12 protein-coding genes and 2 pseudogenes are annotated in these 12943 nt (G+C 33.2%); 4 read left to right on the forward strand and 10 right to left on the reverse strand.

Going from position 1 to position 12943, the window contains the following annotated elements:
* Positions 1 to 31: 31 nt before the first annotated feature.
* Entirely contained in the window at positions 32 to 1114 is a 1083-nt protein-coding gene (locus F0362_RS27780; protein ID WP_098010165.1) for a threonine aldolase family protein, read from the reverse strand.
* A gap of 94 nt (positions 1115 to 1208) precedes the next feature.
* Positions 1209 to 2468 (reverse strand): MFS transporter, encoded by a 1260-nt coding sequence (locus F0362_RS27785; RefSeq protein ID WP_098010167.1) that lies wholly within the window; start codon positions 2466 to 2468, stop codon positions 1209 to 1211.
* A 357-nt stretch (positions 2469 to 2825) separates the two neighbouring features.
* Here F0362_RS27785 and F0362_RS27790 point away from each other — a divergent pair, with 357 nt between their 5' ends.
* On the forward strand, positions 2826 to 3245 hold the full coding sequence (locus F0362_RS27790; protein WP_098010169.1) for a MarR family winged helix-turn-helix transcriptional regulator: 420 nt from the start codon (positions 2826 to 2828) through the stop codon (positions 3243 to 3245).
* 568 nt (positions 3246 to 3813) lie between these two features.
* On the opposite strand, the pseudogene F0362_RS27795 reads toward F0362_RS27790, so the two are convergent.
* The 4 genes and pseudogenes from F0362_RS27795 to F0362_RS27810 form a co-directional block, all read right to left on the reverse strand.
* A pseudogene (locus tag F0362_RS27795) lies at positions 3814 to 4226 on the reverse strand (DUF1510 family protein).
* 238 nt (positions 4227 to 4464) lie between these two features.
* Positions 4465 to 4709 (reverse strand): annotated as a pseudogene (locus F0362_RS27800) (sodium:proton symporter); the annotation flags it as partial.
* 140 nt (positions 4710 to 4849) lie between these two features.
* The gene (locus F0362_RS27805) at positions 4850 to 5032 is read right to left on the reverse strand and encodes a hypothetical protein (protein WP_000435034.1); all 183 of its coding nucleotides are present in this window, start codon (positions 5030 to 5032) and stop codon (positions 4850 to 4852) included.
* A gap of 325 nt (positions 5033 to 5357) precedes the next feature.
* Entirely contained in the window at positions 5358 to 6035 is a 678-nt protein-coding gene (locus tag F0362_RS27810) for a response regulator transcription factor (RefSeq protein WP_098010173.1), read from the reverse strand.
* 549 nt (positions 6036 to 6584) lie between these two features.
* On the opposite strand from F0362_RS27810, the gene F0362_RS27815 reads away from it, so the two are divergent.
* The 3 genes from F0362_RS27815 to F0362_RS27825 all read left to right on the forward strand — a co-directional run bounded on the left by F0362_RS27815 (position 6585) and on the right by F0362_RS27825 (position 8650).
* A complete protein-coding gene (locus tag F0362_RS27815; protein ID WP_000892394.1) occupies positions 6585 to 6788 on the forward strand; it encodes a helix-turn-helix transcriptional regulator in 204 nt (67 codons plus the stop codon).
* Positions 6788 to 7087, forward strand: a complete 300-nt coding sequence (locus F0362_RS27820) for a hypothetical protein (protein WP_000247165.1) — start codon at positions 6788 to 6790, stop codon at positions 7085 to 7087. The genes F0362_RS27815 and F0362_RS27820 overlap by 1 nt, the downstream gene beginning before the upstream one ends.
* A gap of 132 nt (positions 7088 to 7219) precedes the next feature.
* Entirely contained in the window at positions 7220 to 8650 is a 1431-nt protein-coding gene (locus F0362_RS27825; RefSeq protein ID WP_098010049.1) for an IS4 family transposase, read from the forward strand.
* Positions 8651 to 8966: 316 nt separating this feature from the next.
* Here the strand turns inward: F0362_RS27825 and F0362_RS27830 are convergent, their stop codons facing one another.
* From F0362_RS27830 to F0362_RS27850, 4 genes are all read right to left on the reverse strand, one after another.
* Positions 8967 to 9725: a DUF975 family protein gene (locus tag F0362_RS27830; RefSeq protein WP_098010051.1), complete on the reverse strand. Its 759-nt coding sequence runs from the start codon at positions 9723 to 9725 to the stop codon at positions 8967 to 8969.
* Between the two features lie 559 nt (positions 9726 to 10284).
* A complete protein-coding gene (tnpB, locus tag F0362_RS27835) occupies positions 10285 to 11406 on the reverse strand; it encodes an IS200/IS605 family element RNA-guided endonuclease TnpB (protein ID WP_144467341.1) in 1122 nt (373 codons plus the stop codon).
* Positions 11407 to 11908: 502 nt separating this feature from the next.
* Positions 11909 to 12421 (reverse strand): hypothetical protein, encoded by a 513-nt coding sequence (locus tag F0362_RS27845; protein ID WP_053446075.1) that lies wholly within the window; start codon positions 12419 to 12421, stop codon positions 11909 to 11911.
* Between the two features lie 115 nt (positions 12422 to 12536).
* Entirely contained in the window at positions 12537 to 12869 is a 333-nt protein-coding gene (locus F0362_RS27850; protein WP_141438357.1) for a hypothetical protein, read from the reverse strand.
* Positions 12870 to 12943: the final 74 nt, after the last annotated feature.

Here is a 12943-nt window from a genome sequence, read left to right on the forward strand (position 1 = left end):
TCTACTTAATCTCCTTTAATATTTGATAAGTTTAGGCGTAACAGAGTTCCTTGAGAATGGGATTAGGATCTGTGTTAAGGGCTTCTTGAAAGACATTTTTAATTACTCCAGCTGCTAGAGTTATATCAACTTCTGTAATGTGCTGATGTACGACTGCTCGAACTACATTTGGCAACCATGGGAACACTAATATTCCTTTTTGTTTACAGCGTTCTGCAAATATCTCAGAAGTGATTCCAAGATTACTAATATCAATGAATAGTATGTTGGTTTCGACTTGATCTTCGGCTATATTTATTGCGTCATGACTGTTAAGGTAACCTGCTAATAATTTTGTTAGTCTGTGATCCTCACGAAGTCTAACCATGTTGTTCTCCATGGCATAGTGTGCTGCACGTGCATACATTCCTATTTGATGCAAGCCACCACCAAACTGTTTACGGTATTTTTTCGCATTACAAATTGCCTCACGAGTTCCCATTAACATGGAACCGAACGGAGCACCTAGACCTTTTGCAAAACACACTGTAAATGTATCTACATTTTGAGCATATGTACTTAAGGGAATCCCTGTTGCCATATGGGCATTAAATAACCTTGCACCATCCATATGAAGGGCCAAATCATATTGCTGAGTGCATTCTCTTAGCTCTCTAATGATTTCTAAGGGGAAAGTCCGTCCCTGGTAGTAATTAATTGTGTTTTCTATACTTACTAATTGAGGCTGGGCATATAAATAACCACGTGGTTTAGCATGGATTAATTTTTCAACAATATCAGCCGTCAATAAGCCATCGGATGTCTTCGTAGTATTTAGTACCACTCTATTTAACATAACAGTTGAAGCACTCTCATAGAAGGAAATGTGATAATTGACCTCAGTAATTATCTCATTCCCTTCCTCTACTTGACTTCTTATAGCTAATTGATTTGACATAGTCCCGCTTGGGATAAATAATGCTCCTTCGACTTGAAATAACTCTTTACAATATGCTTCCAGCATATTCACACTTTCGTCTTCGCCATAGCAGTCATCTCCCATTTGTGCTTCAAACATTGCTTGTTTCATTATCTCAGATGGTGTAGTTAGAGTATCGCTTCTTAAATCAATCATTTATATTCACTCTCCATAGTTTTCATTTTTCTCATGGTCTGTATTGTTATTAAAGATATTGATGCCGCTAACACGTATAATGATTACATATTGTTTATACTTTGGAAATTACAATTTCATCTCCTTCACTACCCTCACCCTGCTTTTTAATGCTAAGTATGCCTAGTGCGGTTAATACAATTGGAATAGCCAAGCAAATTCCTACTGCATAATACGCTTGTACAATATTACGCTCACCGAGATATCCTATAGCGATAGATGCTACGATACCAAGTATGAGTCCTAGCATAGAAATTAAAGTCATGACCCTTCCTACAAAGAGTTGGTCTACGTACTTATATACGAGTGACTTAGATAGCACTTTTACATTTCCTACAAAAAAGCCAATGATTATGTACAAGATAAAGGCCTCAGAGTACCGACTAGATGTACTAAATAAAATGGTAAATCCGCCTAGCATTAAAAACGAAAGCATTAAGTAATATGCAGAACCCTTTCGCGCTGATAGCCATAAACAGAAGGCTACTGAGATGAAGCTACCAATGCCTGCTGCACTATCAATTAACCCCAATGTAAACTCATTTCCATGTAATATATTCGAGTTAAACGGAGCAATTAAAATATTAATGGAACTGAAGAAAGGAGTAGCAACACAAGCAGCAAGCCCAAGACATAGCAAACCCTTATTTTTTACGAAATATTTCCATCCAACTGTAATATCTTTGAAATAATTCTGATAACCAGTATTCTTAGCAGACACATGTTGTTCTTCTACATAATGCTTAGATAGTCTAAAGTATAGAAAAGCACCTAAAAGGTAGACAAGACTGGTAAATAAAAGAGTAAAATTTGTTCCTAGATGTTTAAGCAATAGACCTGCTAAGATAGCTGAACTCATAAGTCCCACCTGCCATGAGGCTTGTGTGAGGGAAGTCCCTTGCATATATTGGTCCTTTTCCAGCATGACTTTAATCATGCTTTCCGCGGTAGGTCCAAGTATGTACCACACGATGTAGCTTAGAAAAATTGAAGCGTAAACTACAAACAAGGATGAGATTCCTAAATAGCTCAATAATGGCACCATTGCAATGAATAAAAACCTAGCTATATTGCATGCAACTGCAATCTTAGCTTTATTAAATCGATCAATTACCACTCCAACTATGGGAGCTAGAAATACAGAAGGCAACATTGTGACGATGAGCATATAACCAATCGACATAACAGATCCTGTGCTCTTAGAGATAATAACAATGCTAGCTAGACTAAAGATCCCTTCTCCAAACATAGTAATAAGTGACGCAATAAAGAAAGATAAAAACGTTCGGTTTTTAAGAATATAAAGTTTTTCCATGTTTCCCCCTTTTTAAATCGTATGATACGATATAAATACATAAAAAATTTACCTCCTCAGGTTTATATCGTAACAAACAATCCCAACGTTTAATAAATGCTCTTAATTAAATCAAATTACATCGTAAAACACGATATAAACATCTAGTTAGTTTCCAACAAAAAACATTTTATATCGCTACATACGATATGATAACCCGAACTTAATAAGCTGTCAAACAAAAATTCTAACTATTTTCAATAAATGAAAGAAATAAACTTCTTCAAAGCATTGTATAGTATAGACATGCTTAACATTTGACATTTCACTTCAATTGTCATAATATTTCGTTTTACACGATATAAAAGGAGGGTACATATGAAAGCACAAAAACTAAATAAAGCATGGACAGATATTTATTATAACTTGCATTACAATTATAAAGAGGTACTGACACACCAGAATATTCGGTTTCTTCAAACCATCAATAAAAACGAAGATGTGACCATACACTTTCTTTCTAAAGTAATGGCATTATCACACAATACCACTTCAGAACATATTCAAAGGCTCCAAAAAAAAGGATATGTTACTAAGAAAAAAAATTTTAAAGATGAACGACAAGTGATTGTCTCTCTAACGACAAAAGGACAAGATGCGTTAAAGCAGCATACGGAGCTGGATGAAGTGAAAATAAATCAAATTTTTGAATCTCTAACAATCAATGAACAAGACAAGATAATTGATGCTTTTAACACTCTTGGAGAAATTTCAAAAAAACTCTTTCCTGACAACTAAGCAGTAGAACTTGACCGAAGGGATACTATATTGCATCTTTATTTATCTGAACTTTATTACTTTTGTTAAATTAATTGTTTGGCGGATAGATCAATTTGGCTGCAATATTCAGCATCTCATTCATATTTTAAATAACTTGAATGCGAGAAGTATTAGCCTCCATAGCTTGCAAGAGAATATTACAGAATTTATGATGCATTCATCCCACGCAGGACTTTAGTCCGTCTTTAGACGTGGGATGAACGCATCGTTTTTGTATAGCAAAACATAGTATACTTTATTCATAGTCATACAAAAGACGTAAAAATATATGAGAACCAACAATTTGTACGGTATGGTCACAGTACCGTAGCCCACGAACCTTTATGGGCTGTTGTGGGAGTGTTGGTCATATAAATATTGATACCACTAAGTCATTTACTACGAGGAGAATATTTCATTCCTTTCTTTTTTCTCGTACAACGTAATTAATGCTGTCAACATAACAAAAAGAGTCCTGATTAATAAGGAATCTTTTTTGAACTTTTACAAAAGTAAACTTTTAAACACCTAATTAAAATTCTATTATCTATTTTACCACTTGGACAGATACTGGCTTCCAACCCTGATTCTCTACCCAACCTTATATTTTTTATTACTTTGTTTATCTCGTATATTACTGTAAGCTTTATTATTACCATTATTCCCAATAAAATCGAAAATCAATTGACTCTCTGAAACATCAACAGCATAAGAAATTGCTTCTTTCTCTTCACGTTCCTTCTCTTCTAACTGCGCTGCTTCTTGCTCTTTACGTTTCTTCTCTTCTATCTTTGTTGCTTTCTTTTCTTGAGCAATTGCTTTCTTTGATGTATCAGAAGGGGAAAACAACTGGTATGTCACTATATCAACTGTCACTAATACCAAATTAAATGTAATATTAAAAATCACCTTTTTACAACGATTTTGTTGTTTTTCTTGAAACCTGCTTACTTGTCCCATTTTTTAAACCTCCGAGTTTATTTTCTCTTCTAATCTTTATGCATTATCCTTATAATTCTTAATATTTTTATTAAAAAATGGAAATGAATTACAATACCCCTACAAGATGTTATATCATAATAAAATTTGTGTTTTTTCAAGCATCTGACATATGTTATTCAAAAGTATTTTAATACATTAAAAATTGATAAGCATCTGTTCGTAAGAAACCTTCAATTTTATTCAAAGGTGATTCCAATTACGTCCACATTAGATCTCCTGTAGAAATCTTTTTAACAATTAAGCCCCTTCTTCCTTTATTTATAATCTTCAAAGTAAACTGCCTTCTATGCTACAATAAAGATGTGTTGTATTCTACTGGGGTATGTCGTAAAGTCAAAAGGGATTTTATCTCTTTTACCTTTGTTCAGAGTAACTTTTACCACTAGGAAACTCTATTATTCTTAATGTAATCTTTAATTCGCTTTCATCAAAAAACCAATCATAGAACGAAAAAACACGCCATCCTTTCTCTGTATTTCTACAAAAAGAATAGCGTTTTTAAGGTCAAAATAATATGAGATTATATCGGTTTAATAAAATCCTATAATTTCTCTTATAGAGTTTAATCTTTGGGAACCGTATTATAATTTATAAGGATTATTTTTTGTTAAATTTTTTAATTCGTTTTCAAGGGAAAGCTTAAGGCTTTTCTTTTTCTTTTCAATGGATGTAATTTTATGAAAAGTTAACAAAGATAACATAGAGAATAATTTATAATATATCTCCGTAGATCCGTTCTTATTGTTTGAAATAATTTGCTCCATAGCATAGAATCTCCTTTTTTAACCAATTCTATTTCTAATTACAATACTTGATAATCTATATGCTAATTCTATATTTACTTTTAACAGTGCAATTTTTTCATTTGAGGGATACTTCAAAATGTTAAGTTGATGGGCATGTGAAGGTACCCCTGATAAAAGTATTCCTTTTATGGTTTCCGTCTTTAATATTTCTCAGATACTATTTGATTATCAGATTTAATGAAAAAACAAGAAAACTGGATAAGGCAGTCTTTACTCGTTTTTTCTATTATGCTGGATATTGATTATTATGACAAACTGTATTTTACCTATTATCTTATTTTTATCATTCAACCATTGAATAGCCCCTGCCATGTATTGTTTGAATATATCTGTCTTTCTTCTCGCACTTTAACTTTTTTCTTACATACCCAATATATAAGTCTACTACATTTGGACTTACTACTACGTTATATCCCCAAACCTGATCCAAAAGCATTTCACGGTGCAATATCTTATTTTTATTTTTGATTAAAAATAAAAGTAAATCATACTCGCGCTTAGTAAGCGAGAGATTTTCACCACCTTTTTTCACAATATTGCTATATGCATCAACAAAGAGATCTTTAAACTGAAAAAAGTTTGTCTCATTTTGCTGGATGCAGTCACTTCTCCTTAAAATCGCTTGAACTCTTGCTACTAATTCTTCTTTTACAAATGGTTTTCTTATATAATCATCTGCTCCTGCTTGTAATCCTGCTATGCAATCCTTGCTAGAAATATTGTTGGTCACAATAATTATCGGTGTCGTTTTAACAAGTCGTATTTGTCTGCAAATTTCTGGTCCCGATATACTTAATGAATCCCAATCCAATATGATAATATCCCAATCTTGTTCATATATTATATTTAAACCTTGGTTTTCATTGTGAATTTTTAAAATGAAATAGCCTTCTTGCGTTAGACCGCTTACGATTTTCTTTGCTAAAGACCTTTCATTCTTAATTACTAACACCTGCTGCACCGATGGTTCACCTCTACTTCAATATAACTTAGTTAGATAAAAAAATATTCCCAAAAATAATTTAAGATTTATATATATTAAACCCCTAAAAAAATCCATTATAACAGCTTATTAGGAGAACTATATATAATTTTACAATAGATATGGATAAAAACGCAAAATATATGAATATTTAAATGAACATTATTAAATAATTAAGGGACAGCTATAGTATTTACCTGCTTATCATCAATAACTATTTCTTCATTTTTCTTTTCAAGGGGTACCGTCCCATCGCTATCAAGCTAACAAAATATAACTACCCCCAGAACGAAATTTTGTGCTAATTTGTAATAAAAAGCTCATTTTTTCGTTAGGGGGTGGATTTGTTTGCTTAAGTTGGTGGGCATGTGGCAGACCCCCCAATAAATTTAATAGCATATAATTTTCACGTTTTTTCGGCGAAACATATAATGTATTATTCGGTTTGGTGTAATGTATTCTTTACTTTTTGTAAAAAACATATTACTATTACGTTAATATAACTGTATAATAGAAGAGAGGAATGACATGCTTGAAAATAATATAGTAGTAGGAAGAGCTGAAAAAAGATGGACTCAACAACAATTAGCAGATGCAGTTGGTGTCAGTCGACAAACTATAGTAGCTTTAGAAAAAAATAAATATAACCCTTCTTTGATTTTAGCTTTCAAAATTGCTAATTCACTTGAGAAAGAGATAACTGATGTATTTAAATATGAGGAGGATGAATAATGGTTAATATTGCTACGATTGTAATTTGTGTGTTAGTAGTATTGGTGTTTATTGCAGAAATTTACAAAATTACATTTGAACGTCGAATGGAGTCACAAGATGAGAGAGGGCAAATGTTCATCTTTAAAATTAAATCATTATCTTATACTGTTCTAACGGTTGGTATATTAATTGGAGTAGCATTAGTAGCAATATTTAAGTTAATAGATAAGGAATATTTTATTTATTATGTAATGCTTGTGTTTTTTATTCAAAGTATAGTATCATCCATTTATTTGGCTATTGTTCGGAAAGTATAAAACTGTTCACTAGATAGCGGAGTATTTTTACATATTCTAGTAATACTATTAATTCCTTCTTCAAAAATTCCCCTAAAATGAAAAAATACGCTATTCTTTCTGTAGAACCATAGGAAAGGATGGCGTTTTTGTATGTCTGTTTCTGTGTCTGACGAATTACAACTATTTGCTCAAGAAATTCAAAGTTTTTTATCTCCAAATACCTTACGGGACCTTGCTAGAAATGTTGGTTTTGTACAAAGATCCAGTAAGTACCAAGCAAAAGATTTAGTAGCTTTATGTGTATGGGTGAGCCAAAATGTCGCTATGACGTCTTTAACTCAATTGTCTAGCTGTTTAGAAGCATCAACAGAAGTACTCATCAGTCCTGAAGGACTGAATCAACGATTTAATCAAGCAGCCGTCCAATTTTTACAACACATACTAGCTGAACTACTAAATCAAAAATTGGCCTTATCTATGCCAATTTCTTCTCCATATACTTCTATTTTCAAGCGTATCCGTATTTTAGATTCAACTGCATTTCAGCTCCCAGATCCCTTTTCATCCATTTATCCGGGTGCAGGAGGATGCAGCCATACAGCGGGGGTGAAGATTCAGCTTGAGTATGATCTATTAAGTGGTCAATTCCTTCATATTCATACAGGTCCAGGTAAACAACATGATCGAACCTACGGTTCCCTGTGTGTCCCAACTGTTACAGCAAATGATTTATATATCCGAGATTTAGGCTATTTCCATTTGAAAGATCTTCAACATATACAAGAGAATAAGGCTTACTATATCTCACGTATCAAATCGAATACTCGTATTTATCAAAAAAATCCTACCCCTGATTATTTTCAAGATGGCAGAATCAAGAAAGGTACAGAGTATATCCAGATAGATATGGAGGTTTTAATGAACTCTCTTCAGCCAGGACAAACATGCGAAATATCCAACGCTTATGTAGGAATGACTGATAAAGTCCCAACTCGTGTGATTATTCATCGACTAACAAAAGAACAACAACAAAAACGATTACAAGATCAAACTGTAAGAGAAAAAAAGAAAGGGATGAAGTATTCTCCTCGTAGTAAACGACTTAGCGGTATCAATGTATATATGACAAATACTCCTACAGATATTGTCCCAATGGGACAAGTACATGATTGGTATTCTTTACGTTGGCAAATTGAGATTTTATTTAAAACGCGGAAATCATTCTTTCATATTCATCGTTGTAAAAAGATAAAACGAGAACGATTGGAATGCCATTTGTATGGGAAACTGATTGCTATTCTACTCTGTTCTTCTACCATGTTTCAAATGCGGCAATTACTTCTTAGAAAAAAGAAGCGAGAACTGAGTGAATATAAGACCATATATATGATTAAAGATTACTTTCTTCTTCTTTTTCAAGCTATACAGAAAGACACCCAAGAGCTATCAAAGATTCTAATTCGCTTGTTCAACCTCCTACAGCAAAACGGGCGAAAATCTCATAGATATGAGAAAAAAACAGTCTTTGATATATTAGGTGTCGTTTGCAATTGTACCATGTCTGATAATCAAGCGGCTTAAATCAAAAAAATGAAACCCATTAGGGTTTATTTCGTATGCAAATCTTTAAATTCCCTATACGTAGCCTTTAGAAAAAAGAAATAACCTCTACTATAATTGACGTTGTATGAGCTTAGCTTGATAGCGATGGGGTACGGCCACATCGCTATTTCCTCCAACTCGCAACATGTTTGTGGTATCCTTACTCAAATCATAATAATCATGATGTATACAGCAGCTTAAGTCCTTTAATATAATATTAAAAAGTGGATATGCTTAATCGCATATCCACTATCCACAAGGTATATACTTCACCTTAAACATAATTTCTTCCAATTTATATACTTACCTTCGCTTCTCCAATATCCTGTTTTTTAATTAAATCTAAGTAAAAATGTGAGACAGTTGTGTTGTAATAAGGAGAAATGAAAATAAATGATAGGTTAAATGTAAACATTCCTATAAATGCGGCTAATAAAAACCAACCAATAAATGTTAACCAAAGAACAAATAACTTTAGCTTTTGTCCTTTCATTATTCTTTTACTTTCTCTCAATGCTTCACTTGCTGAATAATCAGGATTCTCTACTAATATGTAATACGACATGGAATAAGAAAAATATTTAATAATACCTGGAACAATTAATAAGAGACTCCATAAAAAAAGAAAAATAGCTTGCAACAGCCCCAATTTCATTGATTTAAACACATTCTTCTTTTTAAATCCCGAAAATACATCGTCTACCTTAGCATCTTCTTTTTTCCCTAAGTGTAAAGTAAAAACAGAATATCCATAATTGAAGATACCTTGTATGAGACTATAAATTAGGAAACAAACCCCACCTAAACCAATATAACTTAGAATAAGTACAGCAAGTGCTGTTGGATCTACTTGTAGTTCCCCACCAATTGAATAAATAAATAACACATCCGGGCCAATTATCCCGATAAACAGTGCAAATATTAAATACATGAAAGTGGCGATTGCTGATGCACTTAAGGTTGGTACAAAATAGAATAAAGCTGATACTCCTATACCTACTCCCCATTTCCCATCTAACGAATTAAGTGCTGCTTTCTTAAAATTTCTTGTCATACTTGTATTCCCTCCTTTTTTCTTATTTTGCTTTACTAAAAACATAAAAGAACTTGTAGCAGGCCCCGCTACAAGTTCTTTTAGCAAAATACTTTAGCTCATCGAAAAATTATTTATTCTACACAATCGGGGGTAATGCCTAAAATATGGTTTGTTAACATCATTATATAACATAATTATGAATTTTTGTTAAAAATTCTATATATTCAGACGAATAATCCGCCAATTTTTTACTTATTTTTTATTTTCATGTAGTTTTATCTATTAAAAATAAGTATAAAACCTCTGCACTATTTCAATCAAAAGATTATTTGATAAACATTAAAAGACCACCTATAAAATTTAACAGGTGATCTTTTTTGTGATTTTGCACTTATGCACTACTTTCAAAATATATCACAAATTCATCTAGTATCCTAAACATTTGAATCTACAGATCGCTCAAACCCCCACATTCTAGACGAACGTCAATTAGATCTTTCTATTGAACTACCCCCACTTTCACTTCGTTTAGAAGAGGGGGATTCCTAAGTAAAGAGTTCTATCGAACTCTAATTTATTAGGCTATCTCCACAGTCCTTGCGGTTAGAAGCCTTATCGCTTCATTCTTTAGATTGATACTTGCGTTAATATCCCTATCATGGTGTGTACGACAAGAAGGGCAGTCCCATTTACGTAGGTTTAGATTTTTAACGTCTTTGTTTTGATATTCACAACAAGAACATAATTGGCCGGAAGCAAATGTTTTCGATACAACAATGACTTGTTTGCCGTACCCTTTTGCTTTGTATTCCAACATGATTCGAAACTGTGACCATGATACCTCACTAATTATTTTTGCTAACTTATGATTCTTTAACATATTCGATACTTGCAAATCCTCTATACCGATAACATCGTGGTTTTTGATGATTTCAGTCGAGATTTTATCCAAGTAATATTTTCTAGCATTTTCCATGTATTCATGAATTCTAGCCACTTTTACTCGCTGTTTATTCCAGCGAGAAGATTCTTTTGTTCTTCTATAAAGAACACGCTGTGCTTTCGCCAACTTCTCTTCTAATGATCGAAAAAACTTCGGATTTTTATAGATTGTTCCATCTGACAAAATGGCGAAATTTTTTAGTCCTACATCCATTCCAATGGAAGATTGTGTTTTCGGAAGTTCTTGTACTTCTGTTTCAACTAACAAGGACACAAAGTATCTGCCAGAAGGATTCCGTCTAACTGTAGCATTTACAATACGTCCCTTTACTTCGCGACTCTTGGCAAATCGAACAAGACCTAGTTTCGGCAACTTTATCTTTTTTCCTACAATGGCAATGTTTTCATTTGTTTGTTTTGTAGTGTAAGATTGTACGTTGTTTTTCTTAAATTTGAAACGCGGGGCACTAGTTTGTTTTTTGAAAAAGCGTGTATAAGCATCCGCAAGGTTGCGAACAGATGACTGAATCGCGATACTATCCACTTCTTTGAGCCAAACAAACTCTTTCTTCATGGCAGGAAGTTTGGCAGAGCATGTACCATATGTCAAACCTTTCCCCGTCTCTTTGTATGCGTTATCCCATAGAGATAGGAAATGATTGAATACAAAACGAGAACAGCCAATTGTTTTATTAATTAGGGTTGCTTGTGTTTTATTTGGATAGATAGGAAATTTATATGCTTTATTAATCATCATTCATTTCACCTCCATTTCGGCATGTGTCTATCATACAACAAACATACGTTCGATAGATAGCGAAGTAACAATTTATGTATGTCGAACAATTAAGATGGCTTCCTGCCATCTCTTGTCCGAAGCCCATTCATCTCCCACCTACTCACTTCGCATTCCTTGAGGAAGGAGCCTTCTTGGCTAAAATGATAAAGGATAATCATAAAATAGAGTTACATCATTTAACGCAAAAAAACTGGTTCAATGTTCGAAATACTAGCTAATAAAAATGATGAATTTACTAAAGCACTGCATTGTTAAGTGAAATCAGGGGAAAGTTTTAGAAATAACAAATACATTTATAAACAGTATAATAATTTTAGAAATAACTATTGGAAAATGAAAGCGCAAAAACATTTAGAAGGAAAATAAAGAGATGAAAAAAGTGATGCACTCATAATGCATCACTTTTTTAGATGAATACGGGAAGTAGCTCTTACGATTCAATGATTCATTTTCCTGCCTTCTACCCTCCCCACTTCTGTTTCATGACTTGCAAATAGAGATCCTCAAACTCTTTAAAATGGACGCGAAAAGCACCTAATGAATCGATATAAGCAGAAATCACATCTTCTTCATTAAAATGGATACCTTTCTGTGCTAAGTCATAGCTATCATCAAGGCTGTATAAATCAAAATATTCCTCTTCCCAGTACAGGCCTCTGTTTACTAGTAATCGAGTGGAGCAAGTAATAGCTTGTCTCACATTCCATTTCTGAGCTACTAACTTTTCATGTATAACAGAAAGAAGAATGTTTACCGAAGTTTTTTCATCAACTATGCGGCTATATGACAGTAAAGTCGATTCTATACCTACCATTTTTGCTGTAGACATTAAAGATATCTCGATAATTTCATATGGCGGGTGATCATTTGCTTCAATCAACCTATCGCACCATGAAATTACCTCCTCTCTATTCCAAAGTCCGCAGCCTAGTCCTAATGCATACAAGTGGGCTAACGTCTGATAAGATTTCAATATGTTTCACCTTCAATTTAACTGTTAGTGGTATTGCATTCATTTTGGAAATAATCACGCTTAGTAATAAATACAATAAGCTGCCCAAACGGACAGCTTATTTGCATTAAAAACGCTACACATGAACTTTTTCTTTTTTTCGACGAATAAGCCACCAAACTAAAGATAGCAGTAGTAGGGGGAACGGAAATACCTGAATAAAGAAAAATACTTTCCAAAAATCGTGCATCGTACTACCAGGGGAATCTGTTGCCATCCCACCAATAAAAAAAGACAATGGAATGACAAGTATATTTATACCTAAACTAATCATTAGAAATGATAGATTCTTCTTCCTAATTACTGATAATGCAGACGCGATAAATAAAACCAATGCAGTACCCAGTATAAGAAACAGTGCTCCAAAATAAAATACAAAGTATAAAATAACATCGATTAAAGGTTCCATATTAGCCCTCGGAGGGATTCATTCTACAGAATACACTTATGTTATATAGAAAGTCAATATACTGAACTTAGTTA

This window comes from Bacillus sp. BS98 (assembly GCF_008432245.1).
GTDB classification, from domain to species: domain Bacteria; phylum Bacillota; class Bacilli; order Bacillales; family Bacillaceae_G; genus Bacillus_A; species Bacillus_A toyonensis.